The 24,737-nt window shown below is 62.8% G+C and carries 23 protein-coding genes; 17 read left to right on the top strand and 6 right to left on the bottom strand.

Annotation, left to right across the window (positions count from 1 at the left end):
- The first annotated feature begins 23 nt into the window (after positions 1 to 23).
- Positions 24 to 506: a MarR family winged helix-turn-helix transcriptional regulator gene (locus NKJ08_RS00255; RefSeq protein WP_352454736.1), complete on the top strand. Its 483-nt coding sequence runs from the start codon at positions 24 to 26 to the stop codon at positions 504 to 506.
- Between the two features lies 1 nt (position 507).
- On the opposite strand, the gene NKJ08_RS00250 is transcribed toward NKJ08_RS00255, so the two are convergent.
- Positions 508 to 1,380: an AraC family transcriptional regulator gene (locus NKJ08_RS00250; RefSeq protein ID WP_352776325.1), complete on the bottom strand. Its 873-nt coding sequence runs from the start codon at positions 1,378 to 1,380 to the stop codon at positions 508 to 510.
- 49 nt (positions 1,381 to 1,429) lie between these two features.
- On the opposite strand from NKJ08_RS00250, the gene NKJ08_RS00245 reads away from it, so the two are divergent.
- From NKJ08_RS00245 to NKJ08_RS00225, 5 genes are all read left to right on the top strand, one after another.
- On the top strand, positions 1,430 to 1,837 hold the full coding sequence (locus NKJ08_RS00245; RefSeq protein ID WP_352780682.1) for a DUF2000 family protein: 408 nt from the start codon (positions 1,430 to 1,432) through the stop codon (positions 1,835 to 1,837).
- 218 nt (positions 1,838 to 2,055) lie between these two features.
- Entirely contained in the window at positions 2,056 to 2,940 is an 885-nt protein-coding gene (locus tag NKJ08_RS00240; RefSeq protein ID WP_352522510.1) for a DMT family transporter, read from the top strand.
- A gap of 68 nt (positions 2,941 to 3,008) precedes the next feature.
- Positions 3,009 to 4,031, top strand: coding sequence for a LacI family DNA-binding transcriptional regulator (locus NKJ08_RS00235; RefSeq protein WP_352781137.1), 1,023 nt, complete (start codon positions 3,009 to 3,011; stop codon positions 4,029 to 4,031).
- Positions 4,028 to 5,011: a 2-hydroxyacid dehydrogenase gene (locus NKJ08_RS00230; RefSeq protein ID WP_352776323.1), complete on the top strand. Its 984-nt coding sequence runs from the start codon at positions 4,028 to 4,030 to the stop codon at positions 5,009 to 5,011. Before NKJ08_RS00235 ends, NKJ08_RS00230 begins: the two co-directional genes overlap by 4 nt.
- 156 nt (positions 5,012 to 5,167) lie before the next feature.
- Positions 5,168 to 5,560, top strand: coding sequence for a hypothetical protein (locus tag NKJ08_RS00225; protein ID WP_352522512.1), 393 nt, complete (start codon positions 5,168 to 5,170; stop codon positions 5,558 to 5,560).
- Positions 5,561 to 5,634: 74 nt separating this feature from the next.
- Here NKJ08_RS00225 and NKJ08_RS00220 read toward each other — a convergent pair whose 3' ends face one another.
- A complete protein-coding gene (locus tag NKJ08_RS00220) occupies positions 5,635 to 6,408 on the bottom strand; it encodes a gamma-glutamyl-gamma-aminobutyrate hydrolase family protein (RefSeq protein WP_352780677.1) in 774 nt (257 codons plus the stop codon).
- A 284-nt stretch (positions 6,409 to 6,692) separates the two neighbouring features.
- Here NKJ08_RS00220 and NKJ08_RS00215 point away from each other — a divergent pair, with 284 nt between their 5' ends.
- Positions 6,693 to 7,802, top strand: a complete 1,110-nt coding sequence (locus NKJ08_RS00215) for a TRAP transporter substrate-binding protein (protein WP_023718055.1) — start codon at positions 6,693 to 6,695, stop codon at positions 7,800 to 7,802.
- A 66-nt stretch (positions 7,803 to 7,868) separates the two neighbouring features.
- Here the strand turns inward: NKJ08_RS00215 and NKJ08_RS00210 are convergent, their stop codons facing one another.
- The 4 genes from NKJ08_RS00210 to NKJ08_RS00195 form a co-directional block, all read right to left on the bottom strand.
- Positions 7,869 to 8,891, bottom strand: a complete 1,023-nt coding sequence (locus NKJ08_RS00210) for a zinc-dependent alcohol dehydrogenase family protein (RefSeq protein ID WP_352522514.1) — start codon at positions 8,889 to 8,891, stop codon at positions 7,869 to 7,871.
- Positions 8,892 to 8,907: 16 nt separating this feature from the next.
- Entirely contained in the window at positions 8,908 to 10,680 is a 1,773-nt protein-coding gene (locus NKJ08_RS00205; RefSeq protein WP_352781135.1) for a TRAP transporter large permease, read from the bottom strand.
- Entirely contained in the window at positions 10,680 to 11,264 is a 585-nt protein-coding gene (locus NKJ08_RS00200) for a TRAP transporter small permease subunit (protein WP_352522515.1), read from the bottom strand. Before NKJ08_RS00200 ends, NKJ08_RS00205 begins: the two co-directional genes overlap by 1 nt.
- Positions 11,265 to 11,467: 203 nt before the next feature.
- A complete protein-coding gene (locus tag NKJ08_RS00195; protein ID WP_352522516.1) occupies positions 11,468 to 12,373 on the bottom strand; it encodes a branched-chain amino acid ABC transporter permease in 906 nt (301 codons plus the stop codon).
- 75 nt (positions 12,374 to 12,448) lie between these two features.
- On the opposite strand from NKJ08_RS00195, the gene NKJ08_RS00190 reads away from it, so the two are divergent.
- From NKJ08_RS00190 to NKJ08_RS00145, 10 genes are all read left to right on the top strand, one after another.
- Entirely contained in the window at positions 12,449 to 13,057 is a 609-nt protein-coding gene (locus NKJ08_RS00190; RefSeq protein ID WP_352780673.1) for a CGNR zinc finger domain-containing protein, read from the top strand.
- On the top strand, positions 13,050 to 13,580 hold the full coding sequence (locus tag NKJ08_RS00185; protein ID WP_352522518.1) for a hypothetical protein: 531 nt from the start codon (positions 13,050 to 13,052) through the stop codon (positions 13,578 to 13,580). Before NKJ08_RS00190 ends, NKJ08_RS00185 begins: the two co-directional genes overlap by 8 nt.
- 224 nt (positions 13,581 to 13,804) lie before the next feature.
- Positions 13,805 to 17,284, top strand: coding sequence for an indolepyruvate ferredoxin oxidoreductase family protein (locus tag NKJ08_RS00180; RefSeq protein ID WP_352780671.1), 3,480 nt, complete (start codon positions 13,805 to 13,807; stop codon positions 17,282 to 17,284).
- A 152-nt stretch (positions 17,285 to 17,436) separates the two neighbouring features.
- On the top strand, positions 17,437 to 19,758 hold the full coding sequence (locus tag NKJ08_RS00175; RefSeq protein ID WP_352452207.1) for a putative bifunctional diguanylate cyclase/phosphodiesterase: 2,322 nt from the start codon (positions 17,437 to 17,439) through the stop codon (positions 19,756 to 19,758).
- A 150-nt stretch (positions 19,759 to 19,908) separates the two neighbouring features.
- On the top strand, positions 19,909 to 20,691 hold the full coding sequence (locus tag NKJ08_RS00170) for an N-acyl amino acid synthase FeeM domain-containing protein (RefSeq protein ID WP_023676258.1): 783 nt from the start codon (positions 19,909 to 19,911) through the stop codon (positions 20,689 to 20,691).
- A gap of 125 nt (positions 20,692 to 20,816) precedes the next feature.
- On the top strand, positions 20,817 to 20,966 hold the full coding sequence (locus tag NKJ08_RS00165) for a DUF3096 domain-containing protein (protein ID WP_013528205.1): 150 nt from the start codon (positions 20,817 to 20,819) through the stop codon (positions 20,964 to 20,966).
- 240 nt (positions 20,967 to 21,206) lie between these two features.
- Positions 21,207 to 21,431, top strand: coding sequence for an aa3-type cytochrome c oxidase subunit IV (locus NKJ08_RS00160; RefSeq protein ID WP_023718042.1), 225 nt, complete (start codon positions 21,207 to 21,209; stop codon positions 21,429 to 21,431).
- Positions 21,432 to 21,512: 81 nt separating this feature from the next.
- Positions 21,513 to 22,775 carry a Re/Si-specific NAD(P)(+) transhydrogenase subunit alpha gene (locus tag NKJ08_RS00155; protein ID WP_352780669.1) on the top strand — a complete coding sequence of 421 codons (1,263 nt, stop codon included), beginning with the start codon at positions 21,513 to 21,515 and terminating at the stop codon, positions 22,773 to 22,775.
- Positions 22,775 to 23,197, top strand: coding sequence for a proton-translocating transhydrogenase family protein (locus NKJ08_RS00150; protein ID WP_502906281.1), 423 nt, complete (start codon positions 22,775 to 22,777; stop codon positions 23,195 to 23,197). The genes NKJ08_RS00155 and NKJ08_RS00150 overlap by 1 nt, the downstream gene beginning before the upstream one ends.
- A 6-nt stretch (positions 23,198 to 23,203) precedes the next feature.
- Entirely contained in the window at positions 23,204 to 24,601 is a 1,398-nt protein-coding gene (locus NKJ08_RS00145; RefSeq protein WP_352780665.1) for an NAD(P)(+) transhydrogenase (Re/Si-specific) subunit beta, read from the top strand.
- Positions 24,602 to 24,737: the final 136 nt, after the last annotated feature.

The following is a 24,737-nucleotide window of genomic DNA, read 5'->3' as shown; positions in this document are numbered from 1 at the left end:
GGTTCGGCCGAGGAGGGATGAGCATGGCCAAGGCGGATAAGACTGCAACAATGAGCCGGCTGCATTCGGCGGCGCGGCTGGCGCGCACGGCGCTTGCCGCTCGGCTTCTGGCGCATGGCTTCTATGCCGGCCAGGACCAGATCATGCTGGCGCTCGACCGCGAGGACGGGCAGACGCCCGGCAATCTTGCCGGCCGCCTCGGCGTGCGTCCGCCGACCATCACCAAGACCATCAACCGGCTGCAGGCGCAGGGTTTTCTGGAAAAGCGCGCCTCTTCCGCCGATGCCCGCCAGGCTCATATTTTCCTCACCGACACCGGCCGCGAAATCATCCACGCCATCGAGAAATCGGTGAAGAAGACCGAAAAGCAGGCATTGAAGGGTCTCGACAAGAAGGATCAGAAAGCGCTGTTCAAGCTGCTTGCCCGTGTCGAGGCGAACCTTTCGAACGGCGAAATGGTGCTCCCGGATGACGAACTGGATATTGAAGACAAGATCCTTGAATAGGTCACGCGTTCGCCGCTGACGGCCGGCGCGTCAGTGCCGACCAACGTCCGGGCGTGACGCCGAACGCCTTCTTGAAATGCCGATTGAAATGGCTTTGGTCGCTGAAGCCGGCTGCGATGGCGATCTGCGCCAGCGGCTCGTCGGCTTCGATCATCCGACGGGCTCGCTGAAGCCGGCGCATCAACAAGAACCGGTGCGGGCTGGTCGAGAAGGTGGCGCGGAAGTGCCGCGACAGGGCATAACGGTCCAACCCGGTGATCGCCTCCAATTCATCCGAACGCACAATCCGCGCGACATTTTCTTCCAGATAGTCGCGCGCCAGGCTGGCGGCGCGCCACGCCGTTTTCGCTACCGGTTTCGCCGGCTGACCGGCGTGCCGGGCCAGGCTTTGCATAAGCTGCGTCATGAAATCGACGACAAACAGCTCGTCCAGTTCCTGATCCAGCGGCCCGAGCGCCGAAAGCAGCGTCGCGCGGAGATCGCGGTCTGTCACCACGGCATTCCCGACGAATGGCAGTGATCCGCCGCCGAGACAATCGAGCATCAGCGATGGCTCCAGATACAGCATTCTGTATCGCAATCCGTCTTCGGTGCCGGCGCCGCCGTCGTGCATTTCGTCCGGATGAAGAATGATGATCTGGCCAGGCAAGCTCTGATGCATTTGGCCGCGATAGCGGAAGCGCTGCACGCCATAAAGCGTCACCCCGATCGCATAGGTGTCGTGGCGATGGAGATCGAAGGCGTTGCCGTGGAACCGGGCCTCGATGCGTTCCATGCCGGCAGCACGGGGTGCCGGTACGATGCAGTTTTCGGCTGCATCCACGCACAAACGTCCAAGACCCTGAAAGGCTTCCCCGTCTAGACCGTGCGGCATCGCTTCTCTCGCAGCCTCGGATTGGCCCTTTCGGATTGGAAACTGTCGCATGTTCGATACGAAATTTGCAATCGTGCTCAAGGATGATCTTCCCGTCTGGCAAAAGCTCAATGTCACCGCCTTTCTGACCAGCGGCATCGTCGCGCAATTTCCCGACATTATCGGCGACCCCTACCGTGATCGCGCCGGCAATATCTACAACCCGCTGTCGATCCAGCCGGTCATCGTGCTTTCGGCGGACGGCCAGACACTCGGCGCGATCCATCGGCGGGCGCTGGATCGCGACGTAACGGCCTCGCTCTATGTCAAGGAAATGTTTTCGACCGGTCATGATCTGGCCAACCGTGCCGTCTTTGCCGAATTTGCCCCGGACGACGCCAAGATCGTCGGCATCGCGCTTCGCGCCGAAAAGAAGCTCGTCGACAAGATCACCAAGGGTGCCCGGATGCACGCCTGACGCATGTCACCCAAGAGTGCGTGGACGTTCTGGCACAGCGATATGCGGAACAGAGACTGTGCCTGTCGGCGCCTGTCGTTGTGCCAGCCTCTTTTGGCTTGCCGGCAGGCGACATTTCCCGCATTGGTGAAGGACTGCCTTGCTTCCCGTCCGGCCTGAAATTGAGTGCTCCCTCAAGACAAGACGAAAGCGCGACGTCGCCGGCGGCGATCCTCTGCATGCTTTCCGTCTACGTGTTTTTCACCTTCCTCGACACCAGCAGCAAATACCTTGTCCTGGCCGGCGTCTCGGCGCTGATCGTCGCCTGGACCCGCTTCGCGGTCCATGTCCTGCTCGTCGGCGTCTTTCTGCGCGGGTGGCGCGAGCCGTCGCGTTTTCGTCCGGCCAACCTGCCGGCGCACATCACGCGCGGTCTGTTCCTGTTCGGGTCGACCATGTTCAACATTCTGGCGCTGCGGACGCTGCAGCTCGCGGAAACCACTTCGATCTACTTTTTCGGGCCGATGGTGATCACCGCGCTTGCCGGTCCGCTGCTCGGCGAATGGGCGGGCTGGCGCCGCTGGCTGGCGATCCTGACCGGCCTTGCCGGCGTCCTCATCATCACCCGGCCGGGCGTCGGTGTTTTCGGCATCGGGTATCTCTTCGCGCTTTGCTCGATACTGTCGAATTGCTTCTACGTCATCATGACGCGCCGGTTGTCGGCTACAGAGACGTCCGAGAGCCTCATCCTGTTTTCGGCGCTCGCGCCGGCCGTGCTGCTTTTGCCGATGCTGCCGCTTTCGTTGTCGCTGCCGCCTGACGGCTGGCACTGGTTCATTCTCTCGATGCTTGGCGTCTTCGGCGCCATCGGTCACTGGCTGCTGGTGCAGGCCTATCGCCTTGCCACCACCACGGCTCTGGCCCCCTATCCCTATTCGCAGATGATCTGGATGATCATCTGCGGCTTCATCGTCTTCAACCAGTTTCCCGACCGCTGGACGTTGCTTGGTGCCGGCGTCATCGTCGCCAGCGGCCTCTACATCGTCCATCGCGAGCACCAGCTTCGCGTGCGCAACCGCGCGATGCTGGACGCGGAGGCGGAAGCGCTGGCAAAAAAACTTTGATTTGCTCGGGATCGATGGCATAAGAGCCGGCCTTTAAACAGTTTAAATTGCTTCGGGAGCGCAGGGCGCTGGCACAGAAGATCAAGCTTTCGACCATCGCGGATGCGCTGGGCGTGTCCACGGCCACGGTCTCGCTGGCCTTGCGCGACAGCCCGCTGGTCGCCGGCGGCACCCGCGACCGCATCAAGGAACATGCACGCGCCATCGGCTATATCTACAACCGCCGCGCCGCCAGCCTGCGCACCTCGCGCTCGGGCATTGTCGGCGTCGTCGTCCACGACATCATGAACCCCTTCTTTGCCGAGATATTGCGTTCGATCGAGAGCGAGCTCGACCGCAGCCGGCAGACCTTCATCCTGTCGAACCACTACGACCAGCTCGAGAAACAGCGCACCTTCATCGACACGCTTCTGCAGCTCGGCGCCGACGGCGTCATCATGTCGCCAGCCATCGGCACACCGCCCGAAGACATAATCATGGCCGAGGAAAACGGTCTTCCGGCAGTGCTGATTGCACGCACCGTCGAAGGTGCCGACGTGCCGGTCTTTCGCGGCGACGATGCCTATGGCACCGGGCTTGCCACCAATCATTTGATTTCGCTTGGCCACAAGCGCATTGCCATGATCGGCGGCACCGACCAGACCTCGACCGGCCGCGACCGCTACCAGGGTTATGTCAACGCCATGGAGGCGGCCGGGCTTGAGGTCAGGCCGTCCTGGCGCATCGTCGGCCCGCGCACCAAGCAGGCCGGCTTCGAGGCCGCCGGGCAGTTCCTGGCACTGAAGGACAGGCCGACCGCGGCCTGCTGCTGGAACGACCTCGTCGCCATCGGCCTGATGAACGGCATCGCGCGCGCCGGGCTGGTGCCGGGCATCGACATCTCCGTCACCGGCTATGACGACCTCGAGGAGGCGGCGATCGCGACGCCGGCGCTGACCACTGTCTGGAACGGCCAGCGCGAGGTCGGCCGCCGCGCCGCCAGCGCGCTGCTCGACAAGCTAAACGGACAGACGGTGCGGCCGTCGCAGGAACTGATCAGGCCGGAACTGCACGTGCGCCAGTCGACCGGCAAACCGGTGGAGCGGGCATGACAAAAGCCGAACAGCAGCAAGCGGTTGCCATTCTGGTGCCGGGCCATTTCAACGACCATGCCGTCGGCCGCATCGACGGGGCGTTCAGCCGCGTCTGGATCGAACGCGCCGATCCGTCGCTGGTCACCGACGAGATGCGCCGCACTGTGCGCGGCATTGCCGCCTTTGGCGGCATAACCGCTGCATTGATGGATGCGCTGCCGAAGCTCGAGATCATCGCCAATTTCGGCGTCGGCTATGATTCGGTTGACGTCCGCCACGCCGCACAGCGCGGCATCATGGTCACCAACACGCCGGATGTGCTGACCGAGGAGGTCGCCGACACGGCGATCGGGCTGTTGATCAACACCGTTCGCGAATTGCCGCGCGCCGAGACTTGGCTGCGCGACGGCAGTTGGCTGCGCAACGGTAACTATCCACTAAGCCGGCTGACCTTGCGCGGCCGCCATGTCGGCATCTTCGGCATGGGCCGCATCGGCCTCGCCATTGCCCGCCGGCTCGACGCTTTCGGACTGCCCATCGCCTATCACAACCGGCGCCGCGTCGAAGGCCTGTCCTATGATTATCACCCGACGCTGAAAGGTCTCGCCGAGGCGGTCGACACACTGATCTCGGTGGCGCCCGGCAGGGCCTCGACGGAACAGGCGGTCAATGCCGAAATCCTCTCGGCCCTTGGGCCGAACGGCGTCTTCGTCAATATCGGCCGCGGCAGCACGGTCGACGAACCAGCCCTTGCCGCCGCACTTGCCAGCGGCAGCATCGCCGCTGCCGGGCTAGACGTCTTTGCCGACGAGCCGAATGTGCCAGAGGCGTTGCTTGCCGCGCCCAACACCTCGCTTTTGCCACATGTCGGCTCGGCCTCGCAGCACACCCGCCGCGCCATGGCGGATCTGTGCGTCGACAATCTGGTTTCATGGTTTTCGCAGCGCAGGGCGCTGACGCCGGTACCGGAGACCGCAAACCTCCAGGCGAGGTCCTGAGCGGCCTGCCATATTTGTTAACTTCAGCTTAACCCTTCGGAATCATTCTGATCCTTCGCTCGTGTATGTCCGCCTGACAGCGACATGAGAGCAAGATGAAGCGCGCCTCCTGATCTCTTGGAACGCGGCGCGCTTGGAATGCGCGGAGAAAAAAGGATGAAAACGCTTCCCGGATTGCTGGCGGTCGCCGCGCTGTTCGGCTGCGCCCAGCTGTTTTACGCCGGTAGCGGAGAAAGCCTCGCAGCCAACGAGACAGCGCCGTCGTCCGGCAACTACAGGCTTACCGCCAATGGCGACGAGGCGTCTTGTGCAGTCAGCCGCGGCGCCGAGATTTCGCAAGGTTTGTCGCTGTTGACGGTCGCCGCGAATTGCCGCCGGGTGTTGCCGGGCGTCGAGCAGGCGAAGTTCTGGCGAGAGCAGGATGACGGCACGGTCACCTTCAGCGCCGACGGCACCGATCCGATCGTCATGTTCTCGGTCGCTGACGGCGACGGCTACGAATCCTATGCACCGGCGCTGCCGCTGCTGACGCTGGCGGCCAGACCGTGATCCCGAAAAGTGGAAACCGGTTTTCGGAAAAGATCATGGTCATACAATAGCGGCGACTGACGAGCGCGGCGGGATTATTCTGCCGCGGCGCGCGCGCCGGATTTTGCGGCAGCATGCAGGCGCACCGCATCGCCGAATGCACGGAATATCTTTGCCGAGTTGCTGTCCGACTTGACCCAGTATTCGGGATGCCACTGGACGCCAACGGCGAAAGCCGGTGCATCGCGCACCGAAACGGCTTCGACAGTGCCGTCGGCGGCGACCGCCTCGACCTGCAGCTTCGGCCCAAGCCGGTCGACCGCCTGGCGATGCACCGAATTGACCATGATGTCGCCGGCGCCGAAGATCCCGGCCAGGCAGCTGCCGGGTTTTATCGAAATCGTCTGGCGGATGGCGAAACGCTCATCCTGATTGTCGCTTGCCGGCGCTCGATGGTCGAGCGAACCGTCGCGTTCCTGAATTTCAGTGGCAAGAGTGCCGCCCAGTGCCACATTCATCTCCTGGATGCCGCGGCAGATGGCGAGCAACGGCACCCCGCGCTCCACAGCCCTGCGGATCAACGGCAGCGTCGTGGCGTCGCGGGCGGGATCGTAGGGGCCGTCGGCTTCGCTGGCGTCACCGCCATAGAGCGAGGGATGGACGTTGGACTTCGAACCGGTGACCATGACGCCGTCGACGGCGGAAAGCAGCTCATCGAAGTCGAGCCGGTCGCCGAACGACGGTACGAGCAGCGGGAACACGCCTGCACCCGAAAGCGCCGCTTCAAGATATTGCTGCGGAGCGGCATGCCAGGTGTAATTGTCGAACTGGCTAACGTCGGTCGATATGGCGACGAGCGGCTGGTGCATTTGGTCCGGATCCCATCGGGTGCAACGAATTATCTGCCTGCAAAATAGGCGATCCGAAGGCGCATTTCCATGGCAAGTTTCGGCGTGTCGCGTAGGCCAGTTAATCGACCTTAGACTATAGTTGCAAGATCTGCCCCAACGCCGTGAATTTCCCCGAAATGCGCCACTCAAACCGGGCTGCCGCGCTGGACTCGACTCCTTGCCTGTGTATTGTCGGCTCGAAGCCGATCCGGGCGCCGAAGCGTCCCGAATGTCGGTCAGTTGATCCAAAAGGGAGGAACTTCATGGATCGTCGTTCGTTCATCCGCAAGGCCGGCACCACCGGTTTCGGCGCTGCGGCCGCTGCCGCGACACTTGCTGCGCCGGCCATCGCCCAGTCCAATCCGAAAGTGACCTGGCGGCTGGCGTCGTCCTTCCCGAAGTCGCTCGATACGATCTATGGCGGCGCCGAAGTCTTTTCCAAGATGCTGTCGGAGGCGACCGACGGCAACTTCCAGGTTCAGGTCTTTGCGGCCGGCGAACTCGTTCCCGGCCTGCAGGCCGCCGACGCCACCACTGCCGGCACCGTGGAGGCCTGCCATACGGTGGCATACTATTACTGGGGCAAGGACCCGACCTGGGCGCTGGGAGCGGCGGTTCCGTTCTCGCTCAACGCGCGCGGCATCAACGCCTGGCACTATCATGGCGGCGGCATCGATCTGTTCAACGAGTTCCTGGCGACGCAGGGTCTGTTCGGGCTGCCGGGCGGCAATACCGGCGTGCAGATGGGCGGCTGGTTCCGCAAAGAGATCAAAACGGTCGCCGACCTTTCCGGCCTCAAGATGCGTATCGGTGGTTTTGCCGGCAAAGTGGTGCAAAGGCTCGGCGTGGTTCCGCAGCAGATCGCCGGTGGCGACATTTATCCGGCGCTGGAGAAAGGCACGATCGATGCCGCCGAATGGGTTGGCCCTTATGATGACGAGAAGCTCGGCTTCTACAAGGTTGCGCCCTATTACTACTATCCCGGCTGGTGGGAAGGTGGACCGACCGTCCATCTGATGTTCAACAAGGCGAAATACGACGAACTTTCGCCGGCTTACAAGTCGCTGGTGCATACTGCCGCTCAAGCGGCCGACGCCAACATGCTGCAGAAATACGACTATCTCAACCCGGCGGCGGTGAAGCGGCTGGTGGCCGGCGGCGCCAAGTTGAGCCCGTTCAGCCAGGAGATCATGGCCGCCTGCTTCGAAAAGGCCAACGAGGTCTATGCCGAGATGGAAGCCTCGAACGCGCCGTTCAAGAAGATCTGGGACTCGATCAAGGCGTTCCGCAAGGAGCATTATCTCTGGGCGCAGGTGGCCGAATACAATTACGACACCTTCATGATGGTCCAGCAGCGCAACGGCAAGCTCTGACCTTCGCTGCTCTGCGGCGCCGGCGTTCCTTCGGGACACCGGCGCCGCAGTGCATTCCGTTTGCGGTCAGCCGGGCATCACCAGGACTTTGACCTCACCTGGCGCAGGCGGGTTGGCAATGACCGCCGCCGCCTCGTCGAGCCCGACTTGTCGCGATATCAGCCTGTCGACCTCGATGGCACCCGAGGCGATGAGATCGGCCGCGCGGCGATGGGTAAAGGGATTGAGGAACGAGCCCAGGACCTTCAACTCCCGAAACAGCAGGTCGAACGGTTCGAACGCCGCTTTCATGCCTTGCGGCATCACGCCGACGACGACAATCGTGCCGCCCGCTTTGGCCAGCCGCATCGCCTGCTCGACTGTCTCTTTCACGCCGGCGCATTCGAACACCACGTCGACACCGCCCGGCATCAAGCCCGACGGTCCGACGATCACATCGGTGACGTCGGAAGCGCTGGGATCGACCGTCGCCGTTGCGCCAAGTTGCTCGGCAAGAGCCCGCCGTGAGGCCTGACGCGTCGACAGGATGATGGTCGTCGCCCCGGCGAGCTTCGCCAATTGCACCGTCAGCAGGCCGATCACGCCGCCGCCGAGCACGGCGACCGACGAGCCTGGCCGGATCGCGGCAAGGTCTACGCCATGCAGGCAGCAACCGAGCGGCTCGCAGAACGCACCATGCGTCGGCTTCAGATTGCCCGGCAAAACGAAGGCCTGCTTCTGCGGCAAGACAAGATATTCGGCAAAGCCGCCATCGCGATGGATGCCGATGGCGCGCAGATTGCCGCAGAGATTGACCCGGCCTGCCTGACAATGCGCACAGCGCCCGCAGGCGATGTTGGGATCGCCGGTAACGCGGTCGCCAGCGGAAAAGCCGGATACGGCAGATCCGATCGCCTCGACGATGCCGGAGAATTCATGCCCGAGCGTCACCGGCGGCGTGCACGGGAATTCGCCATGGAAAAGATGCCGGTCGGTGCCGCAGACACCGCACGCCTCGATCCGCACCAGCAGCTCGTCCGGCCCGGCGGTAGGTTTCTCGACCTCGCGCACGGCTAGGCCGCCCACTCGCTCCAGTCGCACCGCCTTCATGGCTGCCCGGCCTTCGTCACTTGAAACTCGGTGGTTGCGACAGATCGGTTGCCGGTGCCGCCGGTTTCGCAGGGGGTTTTTCATCGAAGCTCGGTGGCTGTGACAGATCCTGCGCACCGGGCGCAGCGGGTGCCGTGCTGCCACCGACCGGTGGCGTGCCGAGAGGCGACAGGCTGGGCATTTCCGGCACCTGGAAGTTGATGGTCGCCGGATCGACGACGGTGCCTTTGTAGTGCATCACCATCTGCGGGAAGGCGATGGTCAGGCCGATCATGATGACCTGGATACAGACGAACGGCACTGCGCCCCAATAGATCTGGCCGGTGGTGACCGGCGCGATCTGCTTGCCGGTGAGCCGGTCGAGATAGGGCACGCGCGCGGCGACCGAGCGCAGATAAAACAGCGCGAAGCCGAAGGGCGGATGCATGAAGCTGGTCTGCATGTTGACCCCGAGCAGCACGCCGAACCAGATCAGGTCGATGCCGAGCTTGTCGGCCGCCGGCGCTAAAAGCGGCACGATGATGAAGGCAAGCTCGAAAAAGTCGAGGAAGAAGGCGAGCACGAAGACGAGGATGTTGACGCCAATCAGGAAACCGACTTCACCGCCCGGCAGCGACGTCAACAGGTGCTCGACCCAGATGTGGCCATTGACCCCGTAGAAGGTCAGCGAGAACACCCGCGCGCCGATCAGGATGAACAGCACGAAGGACGACAGCCGCGTCGTCGAAGCCAGCGCCTGCTTGACCACGTCGAGCGACAGCCGGCCCTTCATCGCCGCCATCGCCAGCGCGCCGACGGCGCCCATGGCGCCGCCTTCCGTCGGCGTGGCGATGCCGAGGAAGATGGTGCCCAGCACCAGGAAGATCAGCGCCAGTGGCGGGATCAGCACGATGATCACCTGCTGCGCCAGCCTCGACATGACGTTGATCTTCAGGCGCTGATCGATTATCGCCATGACATAGATGAAGATCACGCCGATGGTGGCGCCGAGGATATCGGCGTTGCCGCCATGGTTCGGCGCGAGGTAGCGATACGCCGCATAGGAAACCACCACCGCCGCCAGCAGCGCCGCCAGCAGCGACAGCACACCGTGGCCGAGCGTGCGGGCCTCCAGCGGCAGTGCCGGCATCGACTTCGGCCGGAAGATCGACATGAGCAGGATGTAGAGCATGTAGATGCCGGTCAAAATGAGCCCGGGGATCAGCGCGCCCTTGTACATATCGCCGACCGAGCGGCCGAGCTGGTCGGCCAGGACGATCAGCACCAGTGACGGCGGGATGATCTGCGCGAGCGTCCCGGACGCGGCAATGACGCCGGACGCCAGCCGCCGGTCGTAGCCATAGCGCAGCATGATCGGCAGCGAAATCAGTCCCATGGCAATGACGGAAGCCGCCACCACGCCAGTCGTCGCGGCAAGCAGCGCGCCGACGAAGATCACGGCGTAGGCCAGGCCACCGCGGACCGGTCCGAACAACTGGCCGATCGTGTCGAGCAGGTCTTCGGCCATCCCGGACCGTTCGAGCACGATGCCCATGAAGGTGAAGAACGGGATCGCCAGCAGCGTATCGTTCGACATCACCCGGCTGCCGTAGAAATTGTCCGGCAACGCGTGCAGCAACGGCCAGGCGAGATTGATCGAGCCACCCGAATAGGGCGACAGCAGCACGCCGATGAAGAAAAACATCAGACCGTTGGCGGCGAGCGAGAAGGCGACGGGGTAGCCGATCAGCAGGAAGAAGATCAGCGAGGCGAACATGATCGGCGCCATGTTCTGGGCGATGAACTCGATCACGAGCGCACCTCTTCGACGAGCGCCTTCGCTTCGAGTTCGGCTTGCTCGTGCACCGATATGAACGGAGTGGGATCGTCCATTTGGCCGCGTATGATGGCAATTTTCTTGATGATTTCGGAAATGCCCTGCAGCGCGAGCAGGAAAAAGCCGACCAGCAGGATCGCCTTCGCCGGCCAGATGATCAGCCCGCCGGAATTGTTCGACATCTCGCCGCTGCGATACGACAGCGACACATAGGGAACAAAATAGACCACCATCAACATCACGAACGGCATCAGGAAGAAGACGTGACCGAAAAGGTCGATCCAGTGCTGCACGCGGCGCGAGAACATGCCGTAGACGATATCGATGCGGATATGGTCATTCTGCTTCAGCGTGTAGGCGGCGGCCAGCATGAAGGCGGCGCCGAACAGATACCACTGCAGTTCCAGCCAGGCGTTCGACGACATGTCGAACACCTTGCGGATGACGGCATTGGCGGCGCTTACCAGGATTGCCAACAGGATCAGCCACGATACCCATTTGCCGATGAACTCGTTCAAACGGTCAATGGCCCTGGATAGAGCGAGAAGCCCTGCCATGCATTCCTCCCTTGTGTCAGAGCGCGCCGGTTCCCTGTCCGCCGCGTCGCTGTGGCCCAACGGTATGCAGTGCGTGGTCCGGCGGGTCAACACGGGACAGCCCGCATAAACACAGTTGTGAGGTGAGGGCCGGCAAAAGTGCGGCTGCGCCTTGCATGTCTAAGGACGCGCAGCGCTATCATCCAGCCAAAGTCTGATGTGGTTCAGGCGATCTTCTGTTGGTCGCGGCCGGCGCCGATCAGCACAAGCATGGCGACGAGGAACAGATACATCCAGCCGTCCCGCCATTCGAGCGGAAAATAGCCGGCCCATAGTGATTCGGCCATGCCGAAAGCGGCCGCGCCCAGTGCCGCCCGGAGCGGCGAGAGATAGCCGCCCACTGCCGTCACGAACAGGATCTTCAACCCGTAGACCAGACCAGTGCCGAAGCTGATGTTGCCGTAGTAGAAGCCGGCAAGCACCCCGGCCAGCGCAGCGCAAAGGCCGCCGAAAAGCACCGCGCGCCGGAACACCGCGCGGACATCGACGCCGCACATCGCCGCCGCCTTGGGATCGTCGGATACGGCGCGCCAGCTCCGACCGAAGCTCGAATATGCGAAGCCCCATGCAGCCAGTGCGATGGCCGCCAGCACGGCGGCGCAATCGAGCAATTGGATCAGCGTCAACGTCGCCTTGAAGCTGGCATTCTGCGCGAAGACGATGGTCTGGGCCAGCATTGGCGGCAACCATAGGTCATGGGTATCGGCGGCGATACGGCTGGCTTCCGACAAGACCAGCAATATGCCGAGCGTCGTCACCACGATGGCGTTGGGCGAACGGTCGGCCAACGGTTCGAAGATGCTTCGCGACAGGACATGGCTGAGCAGCGCCGCATAAAGGAACGCCGCAGCTACGCCAAGCGCGACCGATGCAAACAGCGTCAGCCACAGCGCCTGATAGCCGAACGCCGCGGTGAGGATCATTGTATGCCCGCAAAAGGCGAACAGCGCCCCATAGGCAAGATTGGTGCGGTGCAGGATGCCGTTGGTCAGCACGTAGCCGAAGGCAAGCAATGCGTAGAGCGCGCCCGAATGCAGCCCGTTTAGAACCTGCTGGAAGAAATAGAGCATGCGGTCGCCTCCGTCACGAGCGTTGCACCCGGAATCTAACTTGTCAAACGCGATTTATCGGTTAGATTTCGCCATATGACAGTATCCTGGACCCCGCACCGCTTCACCGGCGGGATGCTTGCGCTCGACACGGCGAACACGGTCGTTTTGCGGAACGATCCGGAGAAAATCTTCGATCGTTTCGAAGATCCGGCCGAGATCGCCCGCTTTGCCGAAGCCGCGAGCAGCTTTCGCGCCGCCGAGCTCGGCGGCAGGCGGCTCGAAGCGCCGGTGCCTGAAAAGATCGCGCCGATGGTGCTGTCGATCCGGGAGACGACCGATCGGCTGTTTCGCCGTGCGGTGTCGAAAGGTGCGATCGCCACCGGCGACATGCCTGAATTCCTGGAAGCCTGCGCCGATGGCCTCGCACAAAGCCGCACCGAAATCGGTGCGCCGGGAAAACCGTTCGGCGATGCGGCGACGCCGGTCGCCTTCGAGGTAGCGCTGGCCATCTCGGCGCTGTCGCTGCTGCGCGACGACACCATCGCCAGGCTGAGGATATGTCCCAATTGCAGCTGGCTGTTTGTCGACCGAAGCCGCAATTCCAGCCGCCTTTGGTGCGACATGGCGGTATGCGGCAACCGCCAGAAGGCAAACCGTCACTATCGCCGCCGGACGGCGGCCAGGGAGGTCATCAATGTCTAAAATATTTTGGCGCGCGATCGTTGTCGGCGCGGCGTTGTTTGCGACAGCCGTGCTTGGCGCTTGCCGTGATTCCGGCAAGGACCAGTTGTTCGCCATTTCCGGGAAGCTGTTCGAGTTCAACTACCGGCTGGGTATCGCCACCTACGTCATCACCCTCAATCCGCTGCGGCCAGTGGGTGAGGGACAGGTCGCCGTGGTCTCCTTCCAGAACCCGGCCGGCGGTGATCCGATCATCGTCAACCAGAAGATATGGCCGAAGCTGCCGCATGTGACGCTCACCAGCCCGCCGCTCACTTGCGTCGTCAAGGACAAGCCCTATGCGGTGTCGATCCGCATCGAGGATTCCAGCGGCAAGCTGCTGCAGAGTTTCGAGACGACGCTGACGTCCTCGCTCGACCAGTCGGTGCTGCCTGACCGGCCTCTGGTGGTCGGGCCGGTCTACGAGCTCAACAAGGACCTGGCCGGCCATGTCGACGGCAAGCTTCCCGGCGAACCGAAGCCCAGTTGCCCAAAGGCTGCATGATGCGTCACCAGCGGCACTGACCGTCGCCGGAATTTTCGTCCTCGGCCATCCTGCCCGACAGGCGTTTCGTGGCGCCACCCGGCCGCGCACGGATCATTTGTTGCGCACCGCGTGGCACCTTCGATTTTGTTTGACCTCCCCGGCAAGGGAAGAAAGACTGTAGGCACTCGACTCCGACGTTGGCCGCGCACCTCTAGGCGGGGCCTCCGCACAGGAAATGCCTGATGACGCTGCACAATGTCGCGCTAGACGACAAGTTCGACCTGGCAAAGGAGCGTATCTTCCTGTCGGGCGCCCAGGCGGTCATCCGCATGCTTCTGATGCAGCGCGAGCGCGACCGCCGGGCTGGCCTGAACACCGCCGGTTTCGTCTCCGGCTATCGCGGCTCGCCGCTCGGCGGCCTCGACATGCAGCTGTGGAAGGCCAAGAACCAGCTCGCGCAGTCGGACATCGTCTTCCAGCCCGGTCTCAACGAGGAGCTCGCCGCCACCGCTTGCTGGGGCTCGCAGCAGGCCGAATTGTTGGGCGAGGGCACGCATGACGGTGTCTTTTCGGTCTGGTACGGCAAGGGTCCGGGCGTCGACCGCTCCGGCGACGTGTTCCGCCACGCCAATCTCGCCGGCTCATCCAGACATGGCGGCGTGCTGGCCCTGATGGGTGACGACCATATGGCCGAATCCTCGACCAACGCGCATGCCACCGAGTTCCTGTTCGTCGACACCATGGTGCCGATCCTCAATCCGGCCGGTGTCCAGGAGATCATCGATTACGGTCTCTACGGGTTTGCCATGTCGCGTTTTGCCGGCACCTGGGCGGCGATCAAATGCGTCAAGGACAACGTCGAATCGACGGCCTCGGTCGATGCAGCGCTCGAACGGCTGAACATCGTCGTGCCGGACTTCGACATGCCGCCCGGCGGCCTCAACATCCGCAGCGAGATCGACATGCTCGGCCAGGAGGAGCGGTTGCATGAATACAAGCGCGCCGCCGCCTCGGCCTTCATTCATGCCAATGGGCTGAACCGGATCGTCTATTCAGGCGGCCGCAGCCCCAAGCTTGGCATCGTCACCATCGGCAAGAGTTATCTCGACGTTCGTCAGGCGCTGGAAGATATCGGCATCGACGAGGCGGTCGCCAATCGTATCGGGATCAGGCTGTTCAAGGTCGGCTGCCCGTGGCCGCTCGACCTGCAGCACATTGCCGACTTCGCCCGCGGCCTCGACACCATCGTCGTCGTCGAGGAGAAGCGCTCGCTGATCGAGGTGCAGTTGCGCGAGAACCTTTACGGCACCGCCACGCAGCCGGTCATAGTCGGTAAGAAGGACGAGCGCGGCGACTGGCTGTTCCCGGCCAAGGGCGCGCTCGACCCCAACGACATCGCCATCGCGCTCGGCGAGAGGATCTTGAGAACGATCGGCCCGTCGGAGGAGATCGCCGCGCGGGTAGCGAAATTGCGCCAGTTCCAGGCGATGCTCGCCGACACGTCAGACGTTGCCTCGCGCACGCCCTTCTTCTGCTCCGGCTGCCCGCACAATTCCTCGACCAAGGTGCCGGACGGCTCGCTCGCCGCCGCCGGAATCGGCTGCCATTTCATGGCGCTGTGGATGGACCGCAACACCGTCGGCTTCACCGCCATGGGCGGCGAGGGCGCGCAATGGGTCGGCCAGGCGCCGTTCTCGAAGCGCGAGCACATCTTCCAGAATCTCGGCGACGGCACCTACAACCACTCGGGTGTGTTGGCGATTCGCTTCGCGCTGTCGACCGACGCCAACATCACCTACAAGATCCTCTACAATGACGCCGTCGCCATGACCGGCGGCCAGCCGCACGAGGGCGGCCTGACGGTGGACATGATCGCCAGGCAGGTGCGCGCCGAAGGCGTCGAGCGCATCGCCATCGTCACCGACGAGCCGGACAAATATGCCGGCAAGGTGGAATTTCCCGCTGGCGCCACCATCCACCACCGAGACGACCTCGACCTCGTCCAGCGCGAGTTGCGCGCGGTCAAGGGCGTCTCGGTGCTGCTCTACGACCAGACCTGCGCCGCCGAGAAGCGCCGCCGCCGCAAGCGCGGCACCTTCCCCGATCCCGACAAGCGCGTATTCATCAACGAACTGGTCTGCGAAGGCTGCGGCGATTGCGGCGTGCAGTCGAATTGCGTCTCGATCCAGCCGGTCGAAACCGAATTCGGCCGGAAGCGCAAGATCGACCAGTCGAGCTGCAACAAGGACTTCTCTTGCGTCAACGGTTTTTGCCCGTCCTTCGTCACCGTGCACGGCGCCAAGATCAGGAAAGCCGAAGCCATCGCCGGCGCAGCCGACCCGCTCGCAGGGGTGCCGGTGCCGGCGCAATTTCCGCTCGGTGAACAAGGCTGGGCGGCGATCATCGACGGTGTCGGCGGCACCGGCGTCGTCACCATCGGCGCGGTGCTCGGCATGGCCGCGCACCTCGAAGGCAAGGGCTGCGGCATGATCGACATGGCCGGCCTCGCCCAGAAGGGCGGCTCCGTGTTCACCCATGTCCGCATAGCCCGCACGCCGGACGACATCCACGCCATTCGCGTATCGGCCGGCAAAGCCGACCTTGTGCTTGGCTGCGATCTCGTCGTTTCGGGTGCCAAGAAGGTGCTGGCCGCGGTGCGCGAGGGCCATACCATCTTCCTCGCCAACACCGCCGAGATCATGCCGGGCGAGTTCGCCCGTTCGGCCGATTTCTTACTGCCTGTAGAGCGGCTGAAGAAAGCGATACGAACCGCCGCGGGCGACAACAAGACGCATTTCTTCGACGCCACCCGCACCGCCACCGCGCTGTTCGGCAGCTCGCTCGGCGCCAACATGTTCATGCTCGGCTTCGCCTTCCAGCACGGCGGCCTGCCGCTGTCGGCCGAGGCGGTCGAGAAGGCGATCGAACTCAACGGCGAGGCGGTGGCTATGAACGTCGCAGCATTTCGCTGGGGCCGCCGCGCCGCCCACCAGCCGGATTTCGTCCGCAGCCTTCTCGCCCAGCCGGGCAAGGCCACGCAGCCTGCCGCCATTGCCGAGACGCTGGACGATATCATTGCTCGCCGCGTCGCCTTCCTGACCGCCTATCAGAACGCCGCCTATGGCAAGCGCTATGCCGACAGACTGGCGGCGCTGCGCAAGGCCGAAACCAATGCTGTGCCCGGGTCGACCGTGGTGACCGAGGCTGCCGCAAAGAACCTGTTCAAGCTGATGGCGATCAAGGACGAATACGAGGTGGCGCGGCTTTATACGGACGGCTCCTTTGCCGCAGAGCTCGCAAAGCAGTTCCAGAGCTACGGCAAGCTTGAATTCCATCTCGCACCGCCGATCATGGGCAGGCGCGGCAGTGACGGGAAGCCGAAGAAATCGAGCTTTGGCCGGTGGATGATGAACGGGTTCCGCCTGCTGGCGGCGATGAAGGGCCTGCGCGGCACGGCTTTCGACCTGTTCGGCTACAGCGCCGAGAGGCGTATGGAGCGGCAGCTTCTTGCCCTCTATGAAGCCGACCTGGAGCTTGTCGCCGGCGCGCTGGCGCCGGGCAAGATCGAGGTTGCTGCCGCGCTTGTTTCGGTACCGGCGCTCATCCGCGGCTTTGGCCACGTCAAGCAGGCCAGTGCCGAAAAAGCCGCCGGCGAACGCCAGCGTCTGCTCGACCGCCTCTCGACGGCGCCGCTGCGGCCGCAACTTCAAGCCGCCGAATAATTCAGCGCTGTGATACGCCTTGTTTACCTGAACTGTAGTTTCCCTGCTTCCGCTGCGTCACCAATGAATGCCAATAGAGCCCGAACCGCTGCTCTAAACCTTTCTTAAGGCCAATGTGACACTGCTGGGTTCCCCAGGGTTGGGATCCAGGCGTGAATCTGAGACGAAAAAACGAGATTCCGGTCGACGTTTACATTCCGTTCGTGGAAACGCTGTTTCGCGACGGGTTCACGCTGTCGATCGGCCTTGTTGCGCAGACACTCCTCGTCATTCTGGTCTATTGGAAGACCATGGACTTGGCGTATCTTCTGGTTGCCGCTGGGCTCATCATTGTCGGTACTCTGCGCCTTCGCAACATCCGAAAATACGGGCGACTTCCTTCCCCGACGACGTGGGAAGAAGCCCATGATCGCGAAAACGATTACATAATTTTCGGTTCGATGCATGGTTTCATGCTTGGCGCGTTCTGTTTCGTCAGTATCTATCTGGCAAATGACAGCCACGACAACTATGCCGAAATAGCCTCTGTCTGCGTCACTCTGGCATCGGTCACGTCAATTGCCGGCCGCAATTATGGGTCGCCGCGCATGGTCATGATTTTTATCATAACCACCACATGGCCCATATCGCTTGGCTTTATCCTGCGCGGCGATATCTACCACATCATCCTCGGTCTGATGTCGGCCCCTTTTCTGTTCGCGATCAAGCGGTTCGCCGACATCGTCCGCGAAGTCCTGTTTACCGCCCTATCGGAGGAAAAGAAGGCGAACCGCATCGCGCAGCGTTTCAACCGCGCGCTCAACACCATGTCGCATGGCCTTGTCATGCTTGGTCCCGACGGCCGGGTGGCGGTGGCCAATGCCGAAGCCGCGCACCTGATGTCGCTCAAATCGGCCGATGCGCTGCTAGGCCGCTCGATCCACGGTCTGCTGATGCGCGGCGCTGCAGGCGGCATGCTGGCGCCGAAAGATTGCCGTTACATCGAAGCCCAGCTGACGCGTGCGTTGCGCGAGGGCCGCGACCGCAAGGTCCTGGTCTCGCTCACCAACGGCCAGCACTATGAATTTTCGGCGCGCGAAGGCAGCCAGGAACTGGGCGTCGTCACTTTCGAGGATGTGACCGCCCGGGTCGAGGCGGAAGACAAGATCCGCTTCATGGCGCGCTACGACAGTCTCACCGGCCTGCCCAACCGCGCCTACTTCCACGAGTTGGTGGTGGAAGCCATGGCCTCAGGGGATCCCGAGCGTCTCTGCGGGCTGGTGGTGCTCGATCTCGATGATTTCAAGAGCGTCAACGACACGCTCGGCCATCCGGTCGGCGACGGATTGATCTACGCCGTTGCCGAGCGGCTGGCGGCAGTCGCTGGGCCAGGCATCACCGTCAGCCGCTTCGGCGGCGACGAGTTCATGATCTTCTTCGAGCGCATCGAGGATGAAAGCCACCTGACCGGCCAGGTTGATGAGATCTTTGTCAATCTACAGGGCGAGGTCGATGTCGCCGGCCACGGATTACGCATCCAGGCCAGCGGCGGCGCGGTGCTGTCGCGGGTCAAGGATACCGACGTTGACGCCATGATCGTCAAAGCCGACCTTGCACTCTACAAGGCCAAGGAGCTTGGCAAGAACGGTTGGCGGCTGTTCGAGGCCTCCATGGATGCTGCCTTCCGCAGCCGTCAGCTGATGAAGGCGGACCTGCGCAGCGCCGTGGAAAACAACGAATTGCGGGTGGTCTATCAGCCGATCGTGGCGATGAGCACGATGCGTATCGCCAGTTGCGAAGCGCTGTGCCGCTGGGATCATCCCGATCTCGGGCCGATTTCCCCCGGTATCTTTATTCCGCTGGCGGAGGAAATGGGGATTATTTCCGACATCAGCACCTTCGTCCTGCATGCGGCCTGCACGGAATGCGCCAAATGGCCGGCCCAGACCAGCGTGTCGGTCAATCTCTCGGCCAAGGATTTCCGCAACCGTGATGTCATCCAGAAGGTTCGCGACGCGCTGGCTGAATCCGGTCTCTCCGCCGGACGTCTGGAGATCGAGGTCACCGAGACGGCGCTGCTCGACGACAAGTCGCTGACACGCCAATATATCGAGGAGTTGAAGCGGCTCGGCGTGCGCATTGCGCTCGACGATTTCGGTACCGGGTATTCGAGCCTCAGCTATCTCCACAAACTGCCGCTCGACAAAATCAAGATCGACCGCTCGTTCCTGATGGATGTCACTCAGAACAGCCGGTCGCTCGAATTGCTCAAGGGCATCGTCAACCTGTCACGGCCGCTGGGACTTTCGGTTACCGTCGAAGGTGTCGAGACCTTCGAACAGCTCAAGATCCTGGCATTGCAGGTCAAGCCGGACCTGGTCCAGGGCTTTCTGTTCGGGTCGGCACTCAGCGCGTCCGGCATCGAGACGATGTCGAGCACCGTCTGGCCCTTCGCCAAGGACATCCAGACGGCAAGGAAGGCGCCGCGGCGCTGACTTCGCGCTGAAAAACCGCGTATTTTAGTATAATTTTATTAATTGTTAACCTTAACGAGCGGTAAACGAGCTCCTACTTATTTTCATCTTTACATCTCATGACCCGTCCGTAGTGTCGGCTGGTGGCGGTAATCGCGGGGAATAGAGTTCATGTGTGCCCAGTTGAGTTCGCTCGGCCATGCGGCGGGCGCTGGTGGGAAAGATGCGTCCGAGACCATGTCCAGCTTCGCGCAACATGTTTATGCGCTGCTTGACCGGACGGAGTACCGACGCTGTGAAAGCGGCGAGGACTTCGAAAGCATTTACAGGCTGCGCTACAATTCCTATCGGATGAACGATCTGGTGCCCGAGAATGCGTCCCGTCAGGTCCATGACGAGTTTGACGAACTGCCCAATTGCCATACGTTCGGAATCTACATCGAGGGGCGGCTGGTCAGCACAATGCGCCTGCATAACGTGTCTGCTGATAACGCCACATCACCAGCGCTCAGCGTCTACAAGGACTTGTTGATGCCGCGTCTGGCGGCCGGCGAAGTCTTTATCGACCCGAGCCGTTTTGCCGTGGACGCCGAATGGTCACGGCTTTACCCGCAGATCCCGTATGTGACGCTGCGCCTTGCGGGCATGGCTTGCTTCCATTTCGGCGCGCCTTATTGCATATCCATGATCCGCGAGGACCATGCGGCTTTCTACAAGCGCATCTATCGGGCGCGACCGATTGGCGATGCGCGGCCCTATGCCGGCGTGATCAACTGTTTCGCGCTGCTTTATCAAGCCGATGTCCTGGCGATCAAGAATGAAACCTACGCTCGCTTTCCGTTCTTCCGTTCGACGCCGATGGAGCAGCGCATGTTGTTCGATACGCCCGGTGCCGGCGAACTCGCCCCGCTGACCATCCTGCCCACCGCCAAGTATTTTCGCGAAGCCGCCTGAACGAGCCCATGGAGCCTTCCGGTCGCTTCGGCGTTCTGGATGACGGTAACGCTGCCGGCGGTACGTCCATGTGAACGAAGTCGACCCGCGTCGCTTCGACAGCGATCCGATCAAAAGGAAACGACATGACCATTTCCACGCTTGCCCTTACGCCACTGATCTCCTTGATCGCAGGCGTGCTGATCCTGGTGATGCCGCGACTGCTCAATTATATCGTCGCGCTTTATCTGATCGTCGTCGGCCTGCTCGGGCTGTTTCCGCATCTCGCCGGCTAAAAGCCCCGGCAATAGCGGCTGCCTGATCGCGCGGCGCTACTGGCATCGGTCTGCGCCGGTGCATTGCCGTCCGGTCGTTTCAGTCCGGGGTCGGCCACAGAATTGCTGCAGGTCACATCACTGGCCCAGGCTTCAAGTTTCGCTTGAGACTGTTGGCTGCAGCGATGCGGCAATAGCGCCATTGCCCTTGACGCGGCTTTTCGCTATGTGCCTGAACGATGTCTTCGAAGGGGTATTCCTATGGCTGAACACACGCCGACCGGTCCTGTCGAACTGGGCGCGAAGATGGATTATGCCGAGCACGACCGCACCTATGCCGGCTTCCTGATGCTGGCCAAATATGGATCGCTATTTTGCGCCGCCGTGCTTCTGGCCATGGCGTTCGGCTTCTTCGTGGGCGGCTTCTTCTCGGGGACTATCCTGTTCGTTCTGATCCTTGCCGTCGGCGCCTTTATTCTCCGGTAGACTCCTCCAACCTTTGTCGAGGGCGCCGCCGGGGGCCGGTCGGCGTCTTGGGTAACGGGTTCCGGCCGAAAGGATCATGCGGTGGGACAGACGGTTTTCATCCCTCGTGAGCTTGACGCGAACGAGCCGCGCGTCGCGGCCTCGCCCGACACGGTGAAACGGCTGACGGCGCTGGGGTTCGACGTGGTCGTTGAAGCCGGCGCCGGAACAGCGTCGCGCATTCCCAACGAGGAGTTTACCAAGGCGGGCGCCGCGATCGGTAAGGCCGGCGATGTTTCCAGGGCTGATGTCGTGCTGAAGGTGCGCCGGCCGAGCGAGGCCGAGCTGAAAGCCTATCGGCCGGGCACTGCCGTCATTGCCATCATGGATCCTTATGGCAACGATGCTGCCGTTGCCGCGCTGGCAAAGGCCGGTGTTACTGCCTTTTCCATGGAGTTCATGCCGCGCATCACCCGTGCCCAGTCGATGGACGTCCTATCCAGCCAGGCGAACCTCGCCGGCTATCAGGCAGTGATCGACGCGGCTGCCGAATATGACCGGGCGTTGCCGATGATGATGACCGCGGCCGGCACGGTACCGGCGGCGAAGGCCTTCATCATGGGCGTCGGCGTCGCCGGTCTGCAGGCCATCGCCACCGCGCGCCGCCTCGGCGCCGTGGTCACCGCCACCGACGTGCGCCCGGCCGCCAAGGAGCAGGTTGCCTCGCTCGGCGCAAAATTCCTGGCGGTCGAGGACGAGGAGTTCAAGGCGGCCGAGACGGCCGGCGGCTACGCCAAGGAAATGTCAAAGGAGTATCAGGCCAAGCAGGCGGCGCTTACCGCCGAGCACATCGCCAAGCAGGACATCGTCATCACCACGGCGCTGATACCCGGCCGGCTCGCGCCGAAGCTGGTATCGGCGGCGATGGTCGCTTCGATGAAACCCGGCTCGGTGATCGTCGACCTCGCGGTCGAGCGCGGCGGCAATGTCGAGGGCGCCGTGCCGGGGCAGGTGGTGACCACGGCCGACGGGGTAAAGATCGTCGGCCATCTCAACGTTCCCGGTCGCGTCGCGGCCTCCGCTTCGCTGCTCTATGCGAGAAACCTCTATGCCTTCCTCGAGACGCTGGTCGACAAGGCGACGAAGACGCTTGCCGTCAACCGCGACGACGAACTGGTCAAGGCGACGATGCTGACGAATGGCGGCAAGGTCGTTCATCCTGCTTTCGTCAGGGCTGAGCAAGAGCCGCGCGTCGAACCGCCGGCCATTCCGGCCAAGACGATGGTTGCCGACGCTTCGGCCAAACCGGCTGCGAAGAAACCGGCCGCTTCAAGGAAGCCAAAGACCACCGGGGGGATCGCGTGATGGACCAGACCCTGCAGAAAGCCCTCGACCAGCTCGACCAGGCGACCGCTGCCGTCCGGCTCGCGGTACAGAACCTGGCCGCCGCTCCCGGCACTGAGGCCGCCGCCGACGCCGCGCACGCGCTGTCCGGCGGGGCGATCGATCCCTTCGTCTTCCGCTTCGCCATCTTCGTGCTGGCGATCTTCGTCGGCTATTACGTCGTCTGGTCGGTCACACCGGCGCTGCACACGCCGCTGATGGCCGTCACCAACGCCATTTCCTCGGTCATCGTCGTCGGTGCGCTGCTGGCCGTCGGCATCTCTGCCTCCGGCATCGCCACTGGTTTCGGCTTCGTTGCTTTGGTGCTGGTCTCGGTCAACATCTTCGGCGGCTTCCTCGTCACCCAGCGCATGCTGGCCATGTACAAGAAGAAGGAAAAGTAGAGCGCTATGAACGCCAACTTTGCCTCCTTCCTCTATCTGGTCTCCGGCATCCTCTTCATCCTGGCGTTGCGCGGCCTGTCGCACCCGACCACCAGCCGCCAGGGCAACATGTACGGCATGATCGGCATGGGCATCGCCATCGCCACGACGCTGGCGCTGGCCACCCCTTCGGCCGGGCGCCTTGGCCTGATCGTGCTCGGGCTGGCCATCGGCGGCTCAGCCGGTGCGGTCACGGCACGGCGCATCGCCATGACCTCGATGCCGCAGCTGGTCGCCGCCTTTCACTCGCTGGTCGGTCTTGCCGCGGTCATGGTGGCGGCGGCCGCCATCTATGCTCCGGAAAGCTTCGGCATCGGCACCGTCGCCGACATCCACGCCCAGGCGCTGATCGAAATGAGCCTTGGTGTCGCCATCGGCGCCATCACCTTCACCGGCTCGGTCATCGCTTTCTTGAAGCTCGACGGCCGCATGTCGGGCAAGCCGATCATGATCGGCGGCCGCCACTTCATCAACGCCGCGCTTGGCATAGCGCTGATCGTGCTGATCGTGCTGTTGGTCACCACTGAGTCGAAGCTGGTGTTCTGGCTGATCGTCGTGGCCTCGCTCGTCCTGGGGGTCCTTCTCATCATCCCGATCGGCGGCGCCGACATGCCGGTGGTCGTGTCGATGCTGAATTCCTATTCGGGCTGGGCAGCGGCGGCACTCGGTTTCACGCTCGGCAATCTGGCGCTGATCATCACCGGCGCGCTGGTCGGCTCGTCCGGCGCCATCCTGTCCTACATCATGTGCAAAGGCATGAACCGGAGCTTCATCTCGGTCATCCTCGGCGGCTTCGGCGGCGAGACGGCAGCTCAGGCCGAAGACGGCATCGAGCGCACGGTCAAGCAGGGTTCGGCGGACGATGCCGCCTATCTGATGATGAACGCGCAGAAGGTCATCATCGTGCCGGGCTACGGCATGGCGGTGGCGCAAGCGCAGCACGCGTTGCGCGAAATGGCCGACAAGCTCAAGGCCAACGGCGTCGACGTGAAATACGCCATCCATCCGGTCGCCGGCCGCATGCCTGGCCACATGAACGTGCTGCTGGCCGAAGCCAACGTGCCTTATGACGAAGTGTTCGAGCTGGAGGACATCAACTCTGAGTTCGCGCAGGCCGACGTCGCCTATGTCATCGGCGCCAACGACGTCACCAATCCGTCCGCCCGCGACGACAAGTCGTCGCCGATCTACGGCATGCCGATCCTCGACGTCGACAAGGCCCGCACCTGCCTGTTCGTCAAGCGCTCGCTCGGCTCCGGCTATGCCGGCATCGACAACACGCTGTTCTACAAGGACGGCACCATGATGCTGCTCGGCGACGCCAAGAAGATGACCGAGGAGATAGTCAAGGCGATGGATCACTGAAACGGCGTCGTTGCCAACTCACTGCCGGTCGGTCGTCGAATACAGACCGGCTTCGCGCCGGGCTTTTTCTTGGCTGTTACCGGTTCTGAAGTTACGATAGCGACCGGTCGTCTTGTCTGACGGCGTCGTCGGTGGA

The sequence above is a fragment of the Mesorhizobium sp. M0244 genome (assembly GCF_040321795.1).
Lineage (GTDB): Bacteria > Pseudomonadota > Alphaproteobacteria > Rhizobiales > Rhizobiaceae > Mesorhizobium.
The sequence above is the reverse complement of the archived record's forward strand: the minus strand, read 5'-3'. Positions and strand labels throughout refer to the sequence as shown.

What these genes read in the sequence shown, in the direction of transcription:
- NKJ08_RS00180 (WP_352780671.1), top strand. Translation starts at nt 13,805, where the DNA reads ATGACGCTGCACAATGTCGCGCTAGACGACAAGTTCGACCTGGCAAAG.
- NKJ08_RS00165 (WP_013528205.1), top strand. Translation starts at nt 20,817, where the DNA reads ATGACCATTTCCACGCTTGCCCTTACGCCACTGATCTCCTTGATCGCA.
- NKJ08_RS00215 (WP_023718055.1), top strand. Translation starts at nt 6,693, where the DNA reads ATGGATCGTCGTTCGTTCATCCGCAAGGCCGGCACCACCGGTTTCGGC.
- NKJ08_RS00200 (WP_352522515.1), bottom strand. Translation starts at nt 11,264, where the DNA reads ATGGCAGGGCTTCTCGCTCTATCCAGGGCCATTGACCGTTTGAACGAG.
- NKJ08_RS00195 (WP_352522516.1), bottom strand. Translation starts at nt 12,373, where the DNA reads ATGCTCTATTTCTTCCAGCAGGTTCTAAACGGGCTGCATTCGGGCGCG.
- NKJ08_RS00145 (WP_352780665.1), top strand. Translation starts at nt 23,204, where the DNA reads ATGAACGCCAACTTTGCCTCCTTCCTCTATCTGGTCTCCGGCATCCTC.
- NKJ08_RS00220 (WP_352780677.1), bottom strand. Translation starts at nt 6,408, where the DNA reads ATGCACCAGCCGCTCGTCGCCATATCGACCGACGTTAGCCAGTTCGAC.
- NKJ08_RS00190 (WP_352780673.1), top strand. Translation starts at nt 12,449, where the DNA reads ATGACAGTATCCTGGACCCCGCACCGCTTCACCGGCGGGATGCTTGCG.
- NKJ08_RS00160 (WP_023718042.1), top strand. Translation starts at nt 21,207, where the DNA reads ATGGCTGAACACACGCCGACCGGTCCTGTCGAACTGGGCGCGAAGATG.
- NKJ08_RS00250 (WP_352776325.1), bottom strand. Translation starts at nt 1,380, where the DNA reads ATGCCGCACGGTCTAGACGGGGAAGCCTTTCAGGGTCTTGGACGTTTG.
- NKJ08_RS00225 (WP_352522512.1), top strand. Translation starts at nt 5,168, where the DNA reads ATGAAAACGCTTCCCGGATTGCTGGCGGTCGCCGCGCTGTTCGGCTGC.
- NKJ08_RS00255 (WP_352454736.1), top strand. Translation starts at nt 24, where the DNA reads ATGGCCAAGGCGGATAAGACTGCAACAATGAGCCGGCTGCATTCGGCG.
- NKJ08_RS00245 (WP_352780682.1), top strand. Translation starts at nt 1,430, where the DNA reads ATGTTCGATACGAAATTTGCAATCGTGCTCAAGGATGATCTTCCCGTC.
- NKJ08_RS00185 (WP_352522518.1), top strand. Translation starts at nt 13,050, where the DNA reads ATGTCTAAAATATTTTGGCGCGCGATCGTTGTCGGCGCGGCGTTGTTT.
- NKJ08_RS00210 (WP_352522514.1), bottom strand. Translation starts at nt 8,891, where the DNA reads ATGAAGGCGGTGCGACTGGAGCGAGTGGGCGGCCTAGCCGTGCGCGAG.
- NKJ08_RS00230 (WP_352776323.1), top strand. Translation starts at nt 4,028, where the DNA reads ATGACAAAAGCCGAACAGCAGCAAGCGGTTGCCATTCTGGTGCCGGGC.
- NKJ08_RS00170 (WP_023676258.1), top strand. Translation starts at nt 19,909, where the DNA reads ATGTGTGCCCAGTTGAGTTCGCTCGGCCATGCGGCGGGCGCTGGTGGG.
- NKJ08_RS00240 (WP_352522510.1), top strand. Translation starts at nt 2,056, where the DNA reads ATGCTTTCCGTCTACGTGTTTTTCACCTTCCTCGACACCAGCAGCAAA.
- NKJ08_RS00150 (WP_502906281.1), top strand. Translation starts at nt 22,775, where the DNA reads ATGGACCAGACCCTGCAGAAAGCCCTCGACCAGCTCGACCAGGCGACC.